This is a genomic window from Streptomyces sp. JJ38 (assembly GCF_019303475.1).
GTDB lineage: Bacteria > Actinomycetota > Actinomycetes > Streptomycetales > Streptomycetaceae > Streptomyces.
In genome coordinates, this window is the sequence record NZ_JABLSI010000028.1 from 78890 (window position 1) to 97094 (window position 18205).

Below are 18205 nucleotides of genomic sequence, written 5' to 3' on the forward strand. Positions count from 1 at the left end.
ACCCTCAGGACGTCACGTGACCGCGCTGGCCGGGCACCCTGGCCGCGTACGCCTCCGAGCGCGCCCGACCGTGGCTCACCGCCCCGCCGGGGCCGCCGCCGGCCCCGCCGTGGCCGCCCGGGCCGCCGCCGGCCCCGGCGGCGACGAGGGCGCCGTCCGGGAAGCCGCCCTCGGGCCCGCTCTCCGGGCGCGACGGCGGGAGGCGGAACGACCCCGCGGGTGGTCCGCCCTCCGTGCCGTGGCCGTCCGGCCCGGGCCCGTCGTGCGCGGCCGGACGCCGGGCCCGGTACGCCGCCCGGTAGGTGGCCGGTGAGGCGCCGAGCTGCCGCCGGAAGTGCCCGCGCAGCGCGACCGGGGAACGGAAGCCGCAGCGGGCCGCGACCTCGTCCACCGAGTACTCGGAGTTCTCCAGGAGCCGCTGTGCCTGAAGCACCCGCTGGGTGATCAGCCACTGCAGCGGCGCGCTGCCGGTCAGCGCGCGGAACCGCCGGTCGAAGGTGCGCCTGCTCATGTACGCACGGGCGGCCAGCGCCTCCACGTCGAACTGCTCGTGGAGGTGCTCCAGCGCCCAGGCGACGACCTCGGCCAGCGGGTCGGTCCCGATCTCTTCTGGTAAAGACCTGTCCAGCCGGTGCAACTGGCCCACGTCGGCGGCGTTTCCGCGCCGGGGTGGCACCACGAGCCGCCGGGCCAGGGCGCCGGCCGCCTCCGCACCGTGGTCGCTGCGGACGACGTGCAGGCACAGGTCGATGCCGGCCGCCGTCCCCGCGGAGGTCAGGATGTCGCCGTCGTCGACGAACAGTTCACGCGGATCCACGTGGACGGCCGGATAACGCTTGGCCAGTGTGGGTGCGTACATCCAGTGGGTCGTCGCCGGGCGGCCGTCGAGCAGCCCCGCCGCGGCGAGGACGAACGCGCCGGTGCACAGGCCCATGACCCGTGCGCCCTCCTGGTGGGCGCGGCGCAGAGCGTCCAGGGCCGCGGCCGGTGGTGGTTGGGTGATCGAACGCCAGGCGGGGACGACGACCGTCCCGGCCCGGGATATCGCGTCGATGCCGTAGGGCGCCGACAGTTCGAGGCCCCCAGTGGTGCGCAGCGGTCCGTCCTCGCCGGCGCAGACGAGCAGCCGGTACCGCGGTACTCCCGCATCCTGCCGGTCGACGCCGAAGACGGAGAGCGGGATCGAGCTCTCGAATATCGGCCCACCGCCGAACAGCAGCACCGCCACGATCTCACGACGCCGCCGGGCGGTCAGCTTCCGGACGTGCGTCGCGGGGCCGTGCGATGGGTCCTGGCTCATGTGGTCAAGCCCCCCTCAGTGGTCGCTTTCCTCTCGGTGTTGCACGGTTTCCCCCGCCGTGGTTCTGCCAAGATCGAATCTACTGCGTCGTAGGCAGTCGCCGTGACAAGTTCATCACTCAGTGCTTTGTCGACAACACAACGTGGCGTAAAGCATTCGATCACGAAGCGTTGCATCCGTCGACGCCCCCCAGGGTTGCCACGGCCGTCCAACCGGGGCTGCGTATGGTGCGTTCACCGGTTGCACTCCTTTCACTCCTGGTGGAGCGGGCGATATGAGTGCTCCTGCCAAGGTGTGTACCACGTTCGGAAGTTGGCCGAAAAGAGTGCATGCCCGTCGGTCACTTCGCCCCCCGTGCACCCGAACAACCCGGTCGGCGCGCCACTCGGGCACCCCCGGGCCTACCGTGCGCCGCCCCCACCCGTCCGCGCCCGACCCGCCTCCCCCCGCGACCACACCGGCCCGGGGCCACACCGAGCCTGACCAGCCGCGACGGCAGGTGAGCCGATGGAGGCCGCCTCGGCCGAAGAGTGCTCAACGACGCAGCTCCGCCACGATGCCGAAGCGACTGGCGTTCGACTCGACTTCGGCCACGGCGTCGGCGGAGCACCGGGGGCGCACGGAAGCACACGGCCGTGCTCCGACGGCGGTTCGTGGCATGTCACGACGAAGACCGGACGACGACGGCCGGACACGCCCGCCCTGTCGCACGGGCCGCGCGGGCGCCGGACGGGGGGGCGCCCGCCGGATCGGCAAGCCCAGGGCCGGTGCCGCCCGGGGGCCGCCACCGGCCCGCCCGGGCGCAGCGACCTGCGCCGCACCCGGACACGCACGAGGACGCGCACGAGACGGCGTTGCGCGGGGGCGCCCTCTCGGGCATGCTTCGGCCTCAATCCTCCGGACGAGCGGTCCGAGTCCCTGTGCACGGCGTGTGTAGGGCCGTACCCTCGGGGTACGGGGGAGGAAAAGGCAGTTACCAGACTTTATTGAGCCCACAACCATCCGCCTTCCTCATCCGAGGACTTCTTCGCCGAGACGCTCATGGCCGGACACGAGATCCCCGAACCTGCGGACCGCAAGCCGGTCGCCGACCCTCCGGCGCCCCACGACGCGGTACCGGACACCACGCCGGCCCCTCACCCCTGTGACCCGGCCTTCCAGCACGGCGTCGTCGTCGGCTTCGACGGCTCGGTCTCCAGCGAGCGGGCGCTCGCCTACGGCATCGGCATGGCCCGCCGGTCCGGCTCGGGCCTGATCATCGTCCACGTCGCCAACCGGCTGCCGACGACGGTGTGGGCCGGCTGCGAACCCCCGGTCTTCGTCGACGTACCCGACCACCGCACCGAGGTGCTCGGGCTGGAGCTGGCCTGCGCGGAGCACCTCTCCGAGGTGCCGTGGATCCTCGTCGAGCGCGGCGGGGACATCTGCCACGAACTGGAGGAGGTCGGCCGCGAGTACGAGGCCGACGCCATCGTCGTGGGCTCGACACACGGCATCGTCGGCCGGATCTTCGGTTCCGTGGCCGGGCGACTGGCCCGGCGGGCACAGCGCCCCGTCGTCGTCATCCCCTGAGCCGCGCAGCGTACCGAAGCGCGTCACCCGGGAGAGGCCTCGCCGTGGAACGCGGCGCCGTGGAGGGCGCCGACCCGAAGGGCATCGGGCTCGGAGCGCATGGCCCCTGCGGCACGTTGGCCCCCACGCGCCACCTCGCTCCCGAGGCGGGCGCCCGGTGCACGCGAAGTGCGGCTCCGGGCGCGTGCCACCATACGCACCCGGAGCCGCCCTGGCGGCCCGGCGTCGCCCATTACGCCGGGCCTCGCCGCCGAACCGGGACCGTCACCTCCCCGTCGGCAGCACGTTGACGGGTGTATGCCCGTCACGAGCGCACAGTGCACCTGCTACGCGAGAGTAGCTTCGGGTCCCACGGCGGGGCGGGACCCACGCCGGGTCCCGCCCCGCCGAACTCACTCCACGGTGACGGACTTGGCCAGGTTGCGGGGCTTGTCGATGTCGCGGCCGAGGGCCAGGGCCGTGTGGTAGGCGAGGAGTTGGAGCGGGATGCCCATGAGGATCGGGTCGAGCTCCGGCTCGTTGGCCGGTACGACGATCGTGTGGTCGGCCTTCTCCTGCTCGCTGTGGGCCACGGCGAGGATGCGGCCGCTGCGGGCCTTGATCTCCTCCAGCGTTGCCCGGTTCTTCTCCTCCAGGTCGTCCTCGGGGACGATCGCCACCGTCGGCACGGCGGGCTCGATGAGGGCGAGGGGACCGTGCTTCAGCTCCGAGGCGGGGTAGGCCTCGGCGTGGATGTAGGAGATCTCCTTGAGCTTGAGGGAGGCCTCCAGGGCCACCGGGTAGCCACGCACCCGGCCGACGAACATCATCGACTTGGCCTCGGCGTAGTCCTTCGCGAGCTCCGCGATGCGGTCCTCCTGCGCGACGATCTCCGCGATCTGCCCGGGGAGCTTGCGCAGCCCCTCGATGACGCGCTTGCCGTCGGCCACGGACAGGTCGCGGATGCGGCCCAGGTGTAGGGCGAGCAGGGCGAAGGCCACGGCGGTGTTGGTGAAGCACTTGGTGGAGACGACGCACACCTCCGGCCCGGCGTGGACGTAGACGCCGCCGTCGGTCTCCCGGGCGATGGCCGAGCCGACGACGTTGACGACGCCGAGCACCCGCGCGCCCTTGCGCCCCAGCTCCTGGACGGCGGCCAGGGTGTCGTAGGTCTCACCGGACTGGCTGACGGCGATGTAGAGGGTGTCCGGGTCCACGACGGCGTTGCGGTAGCGGAACTCGCTGGCCGGTTCGGCGTCGGCCGGGATGCGGGCCAGCTCCTCGATGAGCTGGGCGCCGATGAGCCCGGCGTGGTAGGCGGAGCCGCAGCCGAGGATCTTCACCCGGCGCACGGCGCGGGCCTCGCGGGCGTCCATGTTGAGGCCGCCGAGCCGGACGGTGGCGAACCGGTCGTCGATCCGGCCGCGCAGGACGCGGTCGACGGCGTCGGGCTGCTCGGCGATCTCCTTGTGCATGAACGTGTCGTGACCGCCCATGTCGTAGGACTCGGCGGCCCACTCCACCGTCTCCGGGGTGGCGGAGGTACGGGAGCCCTCGGTGGTGTACGTGCGGTAGTCGTCGGCCTTGAGGGTGGCCATCTCGCCGTCGTCCAGGGTGACGACCTGGCGGGTGTGGGAGACCAGCGCGGCGACGTCGGAGGCGACGAGCATCTCGTGCTCCCCGATGCCCAGCAGGACGGGCGAGCCGTTGCGGGCGACGACGATGCGGTCGGGGAAGTCGGCGTGCAGCACCGCGATGCCGTAGGTGCCCTCGATGACGGCGAGCGCCTCGCGGACCTTCTCCTCCAGCGTCTCGCCCTGGGCCCGGCCCACGAGGTGCGCGATGACCTCGGTGTCGGTCTCCGAGGCGAAGACGACGCCGTCGGCGGTGAGCTTGGCGCGCAGCTCGGCGGCGTTGTCGACGATCCCGTTGTGGACGACGGCGACCTTGCCCTCGGCGTCCTGGTGCGGGTGGGCGTTCTCGTCGCTGGGCGCGCCGTGGGTGGCCCAGCGGGTGTGGGCGATGCCGGTGGTGCCCGCGAACCGCTTGGGCAGCCGGGCCTCCAGCTCCCGGACGCGGCCCTTGGCCCTGGCCGTCTTCAGACCCGCGCTCTTGCCGGTGCCGCTGCTGTGGATGGCGATGCCGGCCGAGTCGTAGCCGCGGTACTCCAGCCGCTGCAGGCCCTCCAGCAGCAGGGGGGCCGCCTCCCGCTTGCCGATGTATCCCACGATTCCGCACACAGGCGTCTCTCCTCGTCCGACTCGCCGGTCCCGGCCGGTCTCGTCCGTCGTGCTCAGCCGTAGACGATGCGGCGCAGCTGCCGGAGGCTGAGCTCCGGCGGCGCGACGGCCCGGTACGGCAGTTCCGCTTGGATGCGCTCGAAGATCTCCGGATTGCGCAGCCCGCTGGACTGGAGCTCCCGGTGACGTCGGCGGACGTAGTCCTCGGCGGTCTCGTCGAAGTAGGCGAGCACGTCGAGGACGACCCGCGCCACCTCGCCCCGGGGCAGGGCCGTGGTGCGGGTCAGATGGTCGATGAGGTCGTCATGCGACGGCGTCCGACGTTCGAGCACGGACCGATACTGCGACCCGGGGACCCCTTTCGCAAATTTCCTGCCCGATTGCGGGCACGTTCGGCGCCCAGCGCGGGTTCGGCGACCGTCAGGCGCTGAAGGTGGCGACGAGGAAGAGCACGTAGAGGACGGCGAGCCCCCCGGTGGCCAGGCCGACGGCACACTGAGCGCGGTTGAGCCCCTTCCTCAGGCCGAAGGCCGCGAAGGTGGCGGCGAGGCTGCCGCAGAGCAGCGGGACCGCGATGCCGACAAGGCCGCTGAACACCGCGGCGATCAGAGCGACGACGCCCAGGGCCAGCGAGGTCGTCCCGTAGAGCGTCGCAGGACTGTCCTTGGTTCCAGTGGTCATGGCCCGGTTCCTCGCTGTTGGTCGTCAGCGTTCCGGCGCACGCGAACGCACCCCGGTGCGGGAGGTGTGTCCCCCATACCTGATGATGGTACTTCTCACGCGCGCCCGGGCTTGACCAGCCCCATGCGGGCGCTCGTGAGAGCGAGTTCACGCACGGAGGCTCCGGCGTGACCGGAAACGGGAGGGAATCATGAAGCATCGCTCCGCGATGAAGACGGCCTTACTGGCACTGGCTCCGCTGACGCTGCTGGCGGCCGCGTTGCCGGCGGCTTCGGCCTCGGAGGCGAGCCCCCGGACGGATGCTCCGGCCTTCTCCATATCCGCGCTGTCCGACGACGACACGAAGGACGTCTCGGGCGTGAGCCCGGACAGCGCGACGGGCAGGGCCCTGGAGCAGCACGGCTACGGTGTGACGCGGACGGCATCGGGCGAAACGGCGATCGTGGACAGCTCCCTGCTGGACCAGGGACTCACGGCGGCGTACGGGCCCTCGTTCGTGGACCTGTCCTGGAAGGCGTACGCGTCGGACGCCCGCTACGAGGTGGTCCGGGACGGCGTGCGGATCGCCGACCTGGATGCCGGGGAGACCGCGTTCCGTGACACGCGGGTGGAACCGGGCGCCGACTACGACTACCAGGTCGTGCCCGTCCTGCCGGAGGAAGGGCATCCCGATGCCCGGATGTGGGGCGTGAAGGCGTCCGTCCCGTCCTCCGGCTCCCTGTCCGGCCTGCGCCAGGAGGCCGTCGACCGGGCGACCGCGGCAGGGGTGGCCAAGACGACCACGCTGTCCTGGGTGACCTTCATCCCGCAGAAGAAGATCAACGCCCCCACGGCAGGGTGCGACTACGGCAAGAAGTTCCAGTTCGGCGGTGACGGCCGCACGCGGTTCGACTGGAAGTCCAGCAAGTACCGCACCGCGCTGCACGCGAACATCACCTGGAGCTCCAAGAAGGTCACGGGCTCCAAGTCCGTCCGGTCGACCAGCGTGTACGTGAAGAAGACCGGCAAGAAGGTCGCGACGAAGACCGCCAGCAGCAAGAACATGTCCGTCAAGAAGCTGGGGTCGGGCAGGAACTACGTCGACCTGCGGATGGTCACCCACGCCACCAACCCCTTCTGCAAGGGGCTGGGCGGCGTCAAGGGCGCCATCAGCGGGGCCTTCACCATCCAGCTCACCACGAGCGGCAACTACGCCATCCGCTCGGGCAAGCACCGTCTGATGCCGAACCACCACATCTACATCTACGACGGCGGCAAGGTGACCAACGTCTACACCCGCTCCTACGCCAGCGCGAGCTGCCTGATCGGATCGATCGCCTGCCCGGAGGCCGATCTGACGGGCCGCTACGGCAGGTTCTGACCGCGTCCGGCCGGACAGGGGCCCCGCCCGCGCGGGCTACACCCTGTCCGGCCGACTCCGCCGCCGCCCCGGGCAGACCCGACGTGCGCCGTGCGCGACGTCCCGTGTCCGTGCGGAGCGGCCACGGGGCGGCAACGGGTCCGGCTACGCGGCCTGGAAGCCGAGTTCGCGGGCGATCAGCATGCGCTGGACCTCGCTCGTGCCCTCGCCGATCTCCAGGATCTTGGAGTCCCGCCACATGCGGGCCACGGGGTACTCGTTCATGAAGCCGTAGCCGCCGTGGATCTGGGTGGCCTCGCGCGCGTTGGTGACGGCGATCTCGGAGGAGTACAGCTTGGCGATGGCCGCCTCCTTCTTGAACGGTTCGCCCGCCAGCATCCGGGACGCCGCGTCACGCCAGGCGATGCGGGCGGTGTGGGCACGCATCTCCATGTCGGCCAGCTTGAACTGGATGGCCTGGTTGGCGCCGATGGGACGGCCGAAGGCCTCCCGCTCCCGGGCGTAGCGCACGGACTCGTCGACGCAGCCCTGGGCCAGGCCGGTGGCGAGCGCGGCGATGGCGATGCGGCCCTCGTCGAGGATGCGCAGGAACTGGGCGTAGCCGCGGCCCTCCTGGCCGACCAGGTTGCCCAGCGGCACCCGGACGTCGGAGAAGGACAGCTCGCGGGTGTCCGAGGCGTTCCAGCCGACCTTGGAGTAGGGCGCGGCGACGGTGAAGCCGGGCGTCCCCGAGGGGACGAGGATCGAGGAGATCAGCGGGGAGCCGTCCTCCTTGCGCCCGGTGACGGCGGTGACCGTGACGAGCCCGGTGATGTCGGTGCCGGAGTTGGTGATGAAGCACTTGGTGCCGTTGATCACCCAGTGGTCGCCGTCGCGCACCGCGGTGGTGCGGGTGCCGCCCGCGTCGGAGCCGCACTCGGGCTCGGTGAGGCCGAAGGCACCCAGCATCTCGCCCGAGCACAGCTTGGGCAGCCACTCGCGCTTCTGCTCCTCCGAGCCGAAGCGGTAGATCGGCATGGCGCCGAGCGAGACGCCGGCCTCCAGGGTGATGGCCACCGAGGAGTCGACCCGGGCCAGCTCCTCCAGGGCGATACCGAGGGCCAGGTAGTCCCCGCCCATGCCGCCGTACTCCTCGGGGAACGGCAGGCCGAACAGGCCCATGCGGCCCATTTCTCGGACGATCTCGTAGGGGAACGCGTGCCGCTCGTAGAAATCGCCGATCTTCGGCGCGACGACGTCGTGAGCGAACTCCTCCACGGTACGGCGGAGTTCCTCGTGCTCAGGGGTGAGTCGGTGATCCAGGGACATGATCATTGTTCCTTGTGGGAGAGGGCACGGAGGGTGCGGGACGGGCTGGGTCGGCCCAGTCGGTCGGCCATCCACGCGCTGGTGGCGGTGAGACGGCCGAGGTCGACCCCGGTCTCGATGCCCAGGCCGTGCAGCATCCAGACGAGGTCTTCGGTGGCGAGGTTGCCCGTGGCGCTCTTGGCGTAGGGGCAGCCGCCGAGCCCCCCGGCGGAGGCGTCCACCGTGGTGACGCCGTGCTGGAGGGCGGCAAACGTGTTGGACAGCGCCTGCCCGTAGGTGTCGTGGAAGTGGACGCCCAGCCGGTCGGCGGAGAGGCCGCCGCCGGTGAGCGCCGTCAGGAGAGCGGTGACGTGGCCGGGGGTGGCGACGCCGATGGTGTCCCCCAGGCTGAGTTCGTCGCAGCCCATGTCGGTGAGGGCGCGGCAGACGCGGACGACGTCGTCCGGCGCGACCGGGCCCTCCCAGGGGTCGCCGAAGCACATCGACAGATAGCCGCGGACGTGGGCGCCGGCCTCCTTGGCCCGCGCGACGACCGGCTCGAACATCGCCAGCGCCTCGGCCACCGTCCGGTTGAGGTTGGCCCTGGCGAAGGACTCGGTGGCGCTGGCGAAGACGGCGACCTCCCGGGCGCCGAGCGCCAGGGCGCGGTCCAGGCCGCGCTCGTTCGGGACGAGGACGGGCAGCCGCACCCCGGGAGCGAGCTCGCTGACGCGCGGGAACAGCTCCTCCGCGTCGGCCAGCTGGGGGACCCACTTCGGATGGACGAAGCTGGTCGCCTCGACGGTGCCCAGCCCGGCCGCGGCGAGCCGGTGGATGAACTCGGCCTTGACCTCGACCGGGACGACGGCCTGTTCGTTCTGCAGCCCGTCCCGGGGGCCCACCTCGTGGATGCGGACCCGGCCGGGCAGCCCGGGAGCGGGTACGCGCATCGGCAGCCCGTCGATCATGTTCCGGCCCCTTCCGTCGTGCCCTCGGCGGCGTCCGGTCCGTCCGTCGCGTGCGGGTCCACCACGGCCAGGATCTGGTCCATGGCGACGGTGCTGCCCGCGGTGACGTCCAGTTCGGTGACGGTGCCGGCGTGCGGGGCGGAGATGACGTGCTCCATCTTCATCGCCTCGACGATCACCAGGGCCTGGCCCGCCTCGACGGCGTCGCCGACCGCGGCCTTGACGACGGTGACCGTGCCCGGCATGGGAGCCGTCAGGGCGTCGGCGCCCGCCGCACCGGCACCGCCGCGGAGGGCGGCGGCCACCGGGTCGTGGTCCTGCGCCAGCCAGGCGGCACCGTCCCGGCCCAGCCAGTGGTGGCGGCCGTCCACGGCGTGCTCGAAGCGGTGCGAGACGCCGGCCCACTCCAGGTGCACCCGGCCCTCCCCCGCCGCGGCGAGCCGGGCCGGGACCGCGTCGGCGTCCCCGATGCGGACCTCGGCCCCGCCCCCGGCCCGGTGCCGCACCCGTACCGCGACCGGGTCGCGCCCCGGCAGCTTGAGGTGGTGGACGGTCCACGCGGGCTCGCCGCCGAGGCGGAACCCGGTGGGCTGGGCGAAGGGGTCCGTCCAGCCGCCGGCGTCGGGGCGCGGGCGGAGGGCGGCGTGGCGGAGCAGGGCCGCCGCCGCGTAGACCTCGTCCGGGACCGCGGCGGGAACCAGCGCGGCGGCGTCCCGGTCGACGAGCCCGGTGTCGAGGTCGCCGGAGACGACGTCGGGGTGGGCCAGGAGCGCGCGCAGGAACGCGGTGTTGGTGTCGACGCCGAGGACCGTGGTGCCGGCCAGTGCCGTGCGCAGGCGGCGCAGCGCGGTGGGCCGGTCGGGGCCGTGGACGATGACCTTGGCGAGCATCGGGTCGTAGGTGGTGCCGACCTCGGTGCCCTCGGTGAGCCCGGAGTCGGTGCGCACGCCCTCGCCCTGGGGCTCGCGCAGCAGGTGCACGGTGCCGGCGGAGGGCAGGAAGTCCACCCTTTCGCCGCTCACCCGGGCGGTCTCGGCGCAGATGCGGGCCTCGACGGCGTGCCCGGTGAGGGTGATGTCGTCCTGGGCGAAGGGCAGTGGCTCGCCGGCGGCGACGCGGAGCTGCCACTCCACCAGGTCGAGCCCGGTGATCATCTCGGTGACGGGGTGCTCGACCTGGAGGCGGGTGTTCATCTCCATGAAGCAGTAGGCGCCCGGGTCGCCTCCGGGGACGATGAACTCCACGGTGCCGGCGCCGCGGTAGCCGCAGGCGCGGGCGGCATCGGCCGCCGCAGCGCCCATGGCGGCGCGGGTCGCCTCGTCCAGCAGCGGGCTGGGCGCCTCTTCGATGATCTTCTGGTGGCGGCGCTGGAGGGAGCACTCGCGCTCGCCGAGGTGCAGCACGTTGCCGTGGCCGTCGGCGAGCACCTGGATCTCGATGTGCCGGGGGCCGTCGATGAACCGCTCCACGAGGAGGGTGTCGTCGCCGAAGGAGGTGCGGGCCTCGCGCCGTGCGGCGGCGATCTCGTCCTCCAGCACGGCGGCGTCCCGCACGAGCCGCATGCCCTTGCCGCCGCCGCCCGCCGAGGGCTTGAGCAGCACGGGCATGCCGATCTCGCGGGCGGCCTCGGCCAGCTGGGCGTCCGTCAGCCCCGAGCCCGAGGACCCGGGGACGACGGGCACGTCGGCGGCGGACACCGTCTGCTTGGCGCGGATCTTGTCGCCCATGAGCTCGATCGCGTCGGCGGGCGGGCCGATGAACGTCAGCCCGGCCTCGGTGACAGCGCGCGCGAAGTCGGCGTTCTCGGCGAGGAAGCCGTAGCCGGGGTGGATGGCCTGGGCGCCGGTGACGCGGGCGGCCTCCAGCAGCCTGTCGGTGCGCAGATAGCTCTCGCTCGCGGCGGCGGGGCCGATGTGGACGGCGGTGTCGGCCTCGCGCACGTGCCGCGCGTCGGCGTCGGCGTCGCTGTGGACGGCGACCGAGCGCACGCCCAGGGCGCGCAGCGAACGGATGACGCGGACGGCGATCTCGCCGCGGTTGGCGATCAGTACGGTGTCGAACATCTTCGGTGCCTTCTGTGGCATCAGTGGTTCCCCCTCACATCCGGAAGACGCCGAAGCCGGGCTCGCCCAGCGGCGCGTTGGCACACGCGGTCAGGGCCAGGCCGAGGACCGTGCGCGTCTCCAGCGGGTCGATCACGCCGTCGTCCCAGAGCCGGGCGGTGGCGTAGTAGGCGTTGCCCTGCGTCTCGTACTGGGCGCGGACGGGGTCCTTGAAGGCCTCCTCGTCCTCGGTGCTCCACTCCTCGCCGCGGGCTTCGAGCTGGTCCCGCTTGACGGTGGCGAGGACGGAGGCGGCCTGCTCGCCGCCCATGACGGAGATCTTGGCGTTGGGCCACATCCACAGGAACCGGGGGCCGTAGGCCCGGCCGCACATCGAGTAGTTGCCCGCGCCGTAGGAGCCGCCGACGACGACGGTCAGCTTGGGCACCCGGGTGGTGGCGACGGCGGTGACCATCTTGGCGCCGTGCTTGGCGATGCCGCCCGCCTCGTAGGAGCGGCCGACCATGAAGCCCGAGATGTTCTGGAGGAACAGCAGCGGGATGCCGCGCTGGTCGCACAGCTCGATGAAGTGCGCGCCCTTCTGGGCGGACTCGGAGAACAGGATGCCGTTGTTGGCGACGATGCCCACGGGGTGTCCGTGGATGCGGGCGAAGCCGGTGACGAGCGTCGTCCCGTACTCGGCCTTGAACTCCTGGAAGCGGGAGCCGTCCGTGACGCGGGCGATGATCTCGCGGACGTCGTAGGGGGTGCGGGAGTCCACGGGGACGGCGCCGTAGAGCCCGGCCGGGTCGACGGCGGGCTCCTCGACGGGCTCGACCGACCACGGCGGCGTGCCGCGCTCGGGGAGGGTGGCGACGATGTTGCGGACGATGCGCAGGGCGTGGGCGTCGTCCTCGGCGAGGTGGTCGGTGACGCCCGAGGTGCGGGAGTGCACCTCGCCGCCGCCCAGCTCCTCGGCGGTGACGACCTCACCGGTGGCGGCCTTCACCAGCGGCGGGCCGCCGAGGAAGATCGTGCCCTGGTTGCGCACGATCACGGCCTCGTCGCTCATCGCCGGGACGTAGGCGCCGCCCGCGGTGCACGAGCCCATGACGGCGGCGATCTGCGGGACGCCGCGGGCCGACATGCGGGCCTGGTTGTAGAAGATCCGGCCGAAGTGCTCGCGGTCGGGGAACACCTCGTCCTGCATGGGCAGGAACGCGCCGCCGCTGTCCACCAGGTAGAGGCACGGCAGCCGGTTCTCCAGGGCCACCTCCTGCGCCCGCAGGTGCTTCTTGACCGTCATCGGGTAGTAGGTGCCGCCCTTGACGGTGGCGTCGTTCGCGACGATGACGGCTTCCCGGCCGCTGACGCGCCCGATCCCGGCGATGACGCCCGCCGCGGGGGCCTGGCCGTCGTACATCCCGTCGGCCGCCAGCGGGGCCAGCTCCAGGAAGGGCGAGCCGGGGTCGAGCAGCCCGTCGACCCGGTCCCTCGGCAGCAGCTTGCCGCGCGCGGTGTGCCGGGTGCGGGCCCGTTCCCCTCCGCCCAGGCGGGCTGTCGCCAGCTTCTCGCGAAGCTCCGCGGCCAGCTCCCGGTGAGCCGCCTCGTTGGTGCGCCAGGCCGGTGACGCCGGGTCTACGGCGCCGGCCAGCGGCGGTGCCTGCTGCATTGCCCTGTGCCCCCTCGTGTGGTGGTTGGCAGGTCGCAAGGGGTTAATGTGCGTTAACCTCTTCGGCAAGGTTAACGCCCGCTAACGGGGCTGTCTAGAATTGCCTCCATGAGCACGGAGACCCCCGCAGACCCCAGAGCCACGGCGCCCGCCGCATCCGCCCGCACCGAGCGCGTCAGCCGGCGCGAGCAGATCCTGGGCGAGGCGGCACGGCTCTTCGCGGAGCGCGGGTTCCACGGCGTCGGCGTCGACGAGATAGGCGCCGCCGTCGGCATCAGCGGTCCGGGGCTCTACCGGCACTTCGCCGGGAAGGACGCGATGCTCGCCGAACTGCTCGTCGGCATCAGCGAGCGGCTGCACGAGGGCGGTCGGCAGCGCTTGGAGGAGGCCGTCGCCGCCGGCTCCCCCGCGGAGGCCGCGCTCGACGCCCTGATCGCCGGGCACATCGACTTCGCCCTCAACGACCGGGCGCTGATCACCCTGCACGACCGGGAGCTCGACCGGCTGCGCGACGACGACCGCAAGCGGGTGCGCCGTCTCCAGCGCGAGTACGTGGAGCTGTGGGTGTCCGTCGTCCGCGAGGTCCACCCCGAGCTGGCGGAGCCGGAGGCTCGGGCCGCCGTCCACGCGGTCTTCGGCCTGCTGAACTCCACACCCCGGCTCAGTCGCCCCGCCGCGCTCCCGGACGCCTCGGTGACCGCCGCGCTCCTCCACCGGCTCGCCCGCGGCGCCTTCGCCGCCAGCGCGGCCCCGGGCACCGCGCCCGCCGACGACTGACCCCGCACCCCGAGCCGCGGCTCAGAGGATGGAGACGCCCCGGTCGGCCAGGTAGCGCACCGGGTCGACGTCGGTGCCGTAGTCGCGTGTGGTGCGGATCTCGAAGTGCAGGTGCGGCCCCGTGACGCGGCCGGTCGCCCCGGTGTGGGCGATGTCCTCGCCCCCGGCCACCCGCTGCCCGGCGCGGACCCCGATCCGGGAGAGGTGGGCGTACAGGGCGAAGTGACCGTCCGCCAGCCGGATGACGACCGCTTGGCCGTAGTCCCCCAGGGCACCGGCGGAATCAACTGTTCCGGTACCCACCGCGTGCACCGGCGTGCCGCTGTCGACGGCGAAGTCGATCCCCGTGTGATGACCGGCGAGCCAGTCTCCGGGGATGCCGTAGTGGGCGGAGACCCGGTGATGCCCGGCCAGCGGGCGGGCCCAGGGCCGCCCGGCCGCGCGCGGGGACTCCGGGCTCTCCTCCGCCGAGGCCAGGCGGACGGCTCCCAGGGCCGGGACGCACCCCAGTGCGGTGAGCACGCCGCAGCGCAGCACCGCCCGCCGGGAGGCGAGGCGCGCGAACCGGGAGCCAGACGTACCGGGCATGAGACCGACCTCCTCGTCGTGATGTCGTCACTGCGAGCATCCCGACGGCCCGGCGCGTTCGCACCCTCAGCCACGCCGATGGTCGGCCGAACGGACCAGCGGTCGCCGTCACGTGGGTGTCAGCGCCGACGCGGATTCTGACTGGGCGCCAGGTCAGGAACCGGGCTGGCGCCACGTCAACATCGGTTCCGGCAGGCCACGCAGGCAGCGCACCCCCGCAGTGCCCCGGCGCAAGCGGGGCACATGGCGGCGTGAAGCCCCAACCCCTGGCTCGCCCAGCCTCCTCCGTCGGCTTGCGCCGACTCAGCGGGCGCCGGTCGGTCCCACCTCCTGAACAGAGCTCAGGCACTCCTGCCCGGAACCGTTGTTGCCCTCCGCACGCCATCTCCCAGGGGAACCTCCCTCCCCATCGGCCAGAGGCACTGCGGGACGTGAGATGGGTTCGGGCGGCGTCGACCCCGGCCGGGGTGCCGGCGCCGGGCCGCGGGGCCGCACCGCGAGGACGTCGGCCCGTCGACGGCCCCGTCAGCGGCCGGAGAAGACGTCCGGCGGAGGCGACGGCGAGGGCCGGGCGTCGGCGTCCGTGACGGGCCGGGCCCCGCCGGTGAAGTCGGCGAGCTCCCGGCCGTGCTGGAGCCGGCCCGGGTGCGGGTCGCCGGCGGCCCGCCGCGTCAGCTCGGCCACGGGCAGCGGCCGGTCGGCGGCGAGCAGGACGGCGTTGCCGAACCGGCTCCCGCGCAGCACCGCCGGGTCGGCCGTGACACACACCTCGGCGAAGACCGCCAGCGCGGTGGCCAGCTGTCCGCGCAGATACGCCAGCGACGCCCCGTCCGTCACGTTGGCCGCGTACAGGCCGTCCGGCGCGAGGACGCGGCGTACCTCCGCCTGGAACTCGGTAGTGCCCAGATGGGCCGGGGTCCGTGCGCCGGAGAAGACGTCGGCGATGACCACGTCCGCCCAGCCGTCCGGAATCCGCGCCAGCCCCGCCCGGGCGTCCGCGCCCCGGACCCGGATGCGCCAGCCGGCGTCCCACGGCAACCACTCCCGCACGAAGGCGGTCAGCTCGGTGTCCACCTCGATCACCTGCTGGGTGGAGCGCGGCCGGGCCGCGGCCACGTAGCGGGCCAGCGTGCACGCGCCCCCACCGAGGTGGACGGCCCGCACCGGGCGCCCCGGCGCCGCGGCCAGGGCCACGTCGAGCGCGTGCCCGAGGCGGCGCTGGTAGGAGAAGCCCAGATACGTCGGGTCGTCCAGATCCACGCACGACTGGGGGGCGTCGTCGAGGGTGAGCGTCCAGCCCCGCGGACGGTCGGGCTCCGGCACCAGCCGGGCGAGACCGCCGCCGACCCGCGCACTCACCGTCTCCCGGCCACCCCGCCGCCGCTGACCTGCCCTTCTACCCATACCGCCAGTATCCCGGACGCGGCCTCGGCACCGGCGGCGCCCCGGCCGCGTCCGGCGCGGGCCGCCGGACGGGACCTAACGCTGGCGGTCGGCGGCGTCGATGACGTGGGCCGCCTCGCGCAGGGCGGCGCGTAGGAGCGCCGGATCGGTGGCCGGGACATAGGCCCGCTCCGGCGGCACCAGCCAGCGGGCGCCCGGGACGGGCGGGGCGTCGACGGCCCGCCCGGGCGGCATGCTCGCCCGGGCGCAGGCACTGCCGGGCACGTCCCAGCCGTCCGCGGTGCCCGGCGGCACGAGGAAGCCCAGGGTGGTGCCGCCGCCGTCGTGCAGGACGGGCCCGACGCCGTCCCACAGCCGCAGGATGTCGGCGGCCTCCAGCCCCTCCCGCGCCGGGACCGTCACCAGATCGCAGGGTTCGCCCGGCACCGGCCGGGCCAGCCTGGGCCGGACGACGTCGGTGCGTGCGGTGCCCGACCGGACGATGTCCGGCCTCCGGCCCGGTGCCGCACCGGAGTGTGCCGTGATTCGCGGGCCGTCGGTGTCCAGCAAGGAGACCACCCCTCCGCCATACGCGCTGACTTGGTAACGGAATCAACGTCCGGCGCACACGGGGGGCTACGGCGGGTGCGGCGGCAAAGGATGGCACTTCATGGCAGAACGCGGGTGGGATATGCCGTTTGTCGGCAAACCCCGCATGGCCGCCCTGTCACGAGATGTACCTTCCGGGCATGGCGTCGTCACCTTCTACGTCATCTTCCACGTCCTCGCGTTCCGCGTCCGCGCGGCCCCCGGACCCCGCGCCCTCCGGGCCCGCGGGACCGGAGCAGGCGGGCTCCGCGACAACGGTCCCCGCCCCGGCGGCACCAGCCCGTCAGCAGCCTGCGACGCGGCCCAACACCGCCTTCCGGAGGCTGCGCGGCAGCCGCTCGCCCAGCGAGTTCGCCGCCGCCGTCCGCCGGGCGGCACGCGAGATCGGAGAGCAGGTATCGTGCGACGCCCGGTACATCGGACGGGTGGAGGCCGGTGCGATCCGCTGCCCCAACTACGCCTATGAACGTGTGTTCTTGCACATGTTCCCCGGGCGGACGCTGGCGGACCTGGGCTTCGCCCCGCGCGAAGCCGTCCGAGGCCGGGGAGCGCGGGAACGGGGGAGGCACGAAGGTGACACGGCAGCCGCAGGACCGCGCGCGTCCTCAGGGGAACCGGACGCGCCGGAGGTGACGGCCGGGCTCTTCGCGCCCCGTCTCGCCGAGACCCTTTTCCACACCGACGAGGAGAGCGACGTGCTGCGTCGCGCGTTCATGACCGGCGGCCCCGCCGCACTCGCCGCGTCCCTGGGCCTGGGCCCGGGACCGGCCGAAGCCCTGGCCACCCCCGACCTGCCCACGAGGGCGGGAGAGAGCGAGGCCCACGCCGTCGAACAGGCGGTACGACACATCAGGCTGCTGGACGACCAGCACGGCGCCGACAGCCTCTTCCAGCGCGCCGGTACGGCCCTGCGAGGCGCCTACCGGCTGCTCGACACCGGCATCCGCCGCCAGTCCGTGGCCGACCGGCTGCACTCGGGCGCCGGTGAACTGGCCATCTCCGTCGGCTGGCTGGCCCATGACTCGGGTCAACTGGAGGACGCCCGTTCACACTACGCGGAGGCGCTCGCCACAGCGCGGGTCGCTGGAGACCCGGGCCTGGAGGCGCACGCCTTCTGCAACACCGCGTTCCTGGCCCGGGACGCGGGCCGCCCCCGGGAGGCCGTGCGGGCCGCCCAGGCCGGCCAACTCGCCGCGGCCGGGCTGGGCTCGCCGCGGCTGCTGGCGCTGCTCAGCCTGCGTGAGGCCGGCGGACGCAGCGGGCTGGGCGACCGGTCCGGCTGCCAGGAGGCGCTGGGCCGGGCGCACGACCTGTTCGCCCACGGGCCCTCCGACACCGACCCGGAGTGGATGACCTTCTTCGGCGAGGCCGAGCTGGCCGGGCTGGAGGCCCAGTGCTGGGCTGCGCTCGGCGACTTCGGCCGGGCGAGCGTGTGCGCGCGGCGTGCGGTCGAGCTGCAGCCGCCGCACTTCGCCCGCAACAGGGCGCTGTTCACGGCGGAGCTGGCCGACGACCTGGCGGCGAGCCGCGCTCCGGAGGAGGCGGCGGCGCAGGGGCTGCGGGCGCTGGACCTGCTGGCCTCGGTGCACTCCACCCGCATCCGCACGATGCTGCGCCGCACGGCCGCCCGGCTCCTGCCGCACCAGCGCGAACCGCACGTCCTCGACTTCCTGGAGGGCGTACGCGGCACCTGAAGCCGGTTAGGCGGACGAGCGCCGGGGGTGCGCCGGGGCCCTGCGGCGCACCC

General features: G+C 73.3%; 15 protein-coding genes. 4 read left to right on the forward strand and 11 right to left on the reverse strand.

The features are described from left to right. Positions 1 to 4: 4 nt before the first annotated feature. Positions 5 to 1300, reverse strand: a complete 1296-nt coding sequence (locus tag HPT28_RS16700) for a helix-turn-helix domain-containing protein (protein ID WP_219091894.1) — start codon at positions 1298 to 1300, stop codon at positions 5 to 7. A gap of 1041 nt (positions 1301 to 2341) precedes the next feature. Here HPT28_RS16700 and HPT28_RS16705 point away from each other — a divergent pair. Next, complete coding sequence (locus HPT28_RS16705) at positions 2342 to 2872, forward strand: universal stress protein (RefSeq protein ID WP_219091895.1); 531 nt, start codon at positions 2342 to 2344, stop codon at positions 2870 to 2872. A 392-nt stretch (positions 2873 to 3264) separates the two neighbouring features. Here the strand turns inward: HPT28_RS16705 and glmS are convergent, their stop codons facing one another. The 3 genes from glmS to HPT28_RS16720 all read right to left on the reverse strand — a co-directional run bounded on the left by glmS (position 3265) and on the right by HPT28_RS16720 (position 5772). Beyond that, positions 3265 to 5091 carry a glutamine--fructose-6-phosphate transaminase (isomerizing) gene (glmS, locus tag HPT28_RS16710; protein WP_219091896.1) on the reverse strand — a complete coding sequence of 609 codons (1827 nt, stop codon included), beginning with the start codon at positions 5089 to 5091 and terminating at the stop codon, positions 3265 to 3267. 53 nt (positions 5092 to 5144) lie between these two features. Then, positions 5145 to 5423: a hypothetical protein gene (locus HPT28_RS16715; RefSeq protein WP_219091897.1), complete on the reverse strand. Its 279-nt coding sequence runs from the start codon at positions 5421 to 5423 to the stop codon at positions 5145 to 5147. Positions 5424 to 5511: 88 nt separating this feature from the next. Then, positions 5512 to 5772 carry a hypothetical protein gene (locus HPT28_RS16720; RefSeq protein WP_219091898.1) on the reverse strand — a complete coding sequence of 87 codons (261 nt, stop codon included), beginning with the start codon at positions 5770 to 5772 and terminating at the stop codon, positions 5512 to 5514. 190 nt (positions 5773 to 5962) lie between these two features. Here HPT28_RS16720 and HPT28_RS16725 point away from each other — a divergent pair, with 190 nt between their 5' ends. Next, a complete protein-coding gene (locus HPT28_RS16725; RefSeq protein ID WP_219091899.1) occupies positions 5963 to 7132 on the forward strand; it encodes a hypothetical protein in 1170 nt (389 codons plus the stop codon). Between the two features lie 144 nt (positions 7133 to 7276). Here HPT28_RS16725 and HPT28_RS16730 read toward each other — a convergent pair whose 3' ends face one another. Genes HPT28_RS16730 through HPT28_RS16745 form a run of 4 tightly spaced genes read right to left on the reverse strand, consistent with a single transcriptional unit; the run spans position 7277 to position 13101 of the window. Beyond that, on the reverse strand, positions 7277 to 8440 hold the full coding sequence (locus HPT28_RS16730; RefSeq protein WP_219091900.1) for an acyl-CoA dehydrogenase family protein: 1164 nt from the start codon (positions 8438 to 8440) through the stop codon (positions 7277 to 7279). Positions 8441 to 8442: 2 nt separating this feature from the next. After that, positions 8443 to 9387 (reverse strand): hydroxymethylglutaryl-CoA lyase, encoded by a 945-nt coding sequence (locus HPT28_RS16735; RefSeq protein ID WP_219091901.1) that lies wholly within the window; start codon positions 9385 to 9387, stop codon positions 8443 to 8445. Next, positions 9384 to 11450 (reverse strand): biotin carboxylase N-terminal domain-containing protein, encoded by a 2067-nt coding sequence (locus HPT28_RS16740; protein WP_219091929.1) that lies wholly within the window; start codon positions 11448 to 11450, stop codon positions 9384 to 9386. Before HPT28_RS16740 ends, HPT28_RS16735 begins: the two co-directional genes overlap by 4 nt. Before the next feature lie 34 nt (positions 11451 to 11484). After that, on the reverse strand, positions 11485 to 13101 hold the full coding sequence (locus tag HPT28_RS16745; RefSeq protein WP_219091902.1) for a carboxyl transferase domain-containing protein: 1617 nt from the start codon (positions 13099 to 13101) through the stop codon (positions 11485 to 11487). A 108-nt stretch (positions 13102 to 13209) separates the two neighbouring features. On the opposite strand from HPT28_RS16745, the gene HPT28_RS16750 reads away from it, so the two are divergent. Beyond that, positions 13210 to 13878: a TetR/AcrR family transcriptional regulator gene (locus tag HPT28_RS16750; RefSeq protein ID WP_219091903.1), complete on the forward strand. Its 669-nt coding sequence runs from the start codon at positions 13210 to 13212 to the stop codon at positions 13876 to 13878. Positions 13879 to 13899: 21 nt separating this feature from the next. On the opposite strand, the gene HPT28_RS16755 is transcribed toward HPT28_RS16750, so the two are convergent. From HPT28_RS16755 to HPT28_RS16765, 3 genes are all read right to left on the reverse strand, one after another. Beyond that, positions 13900 to 14466, reverse strand: a complete 567-nt coding sequence (locus HPT28_RS16755; protein WP_219091904.1) for a murein hydrolase activator EnvC — start codon at positions 14464 to 14466, stop codon at positions 13900 to 13902. 525 nt (positions 14467 to 14991) lie between these two features. Beyond that, positions 14992 to 15870, reverse strand: a complete 879-nt coding sequence (locus HPT28_RS16760; protein WP_219091905.1) for a spermidine synthase — start codon at positions 15868 to 15870, stop codon at positions 14992 to 14994. Between the two features lie 75 nt (positions 15871 to 15945). Continuing rightward, positions 15946 to 16353: a hypothetical protein gene (locus HPT28_RS16765; protein ID WP_374226976.1), complete on the reverse strand. Its 408-nt coding sequence runs from the start codon at positions 16351 to 16353 to the stop codon at positions 15946 to 15948. Positions 16354 to 16583: 230 nt separating this feature from the next. On the opposite strand from HPT28_RS16765, the gene HPT28_RS16770 reads away from it, so the two are divergent. Next, positions 16584 to 18152, forward strand: a complete 1569-nt coding sequence (locus HPT28_RS16770) for a hypothetical protein (protein WP_374226975.1) — start codon at positions 16584 to 16586, stop codon at positions 18150 to 18152. Positions 18153 to 18205: the final 53 nt, after the last annotated feature.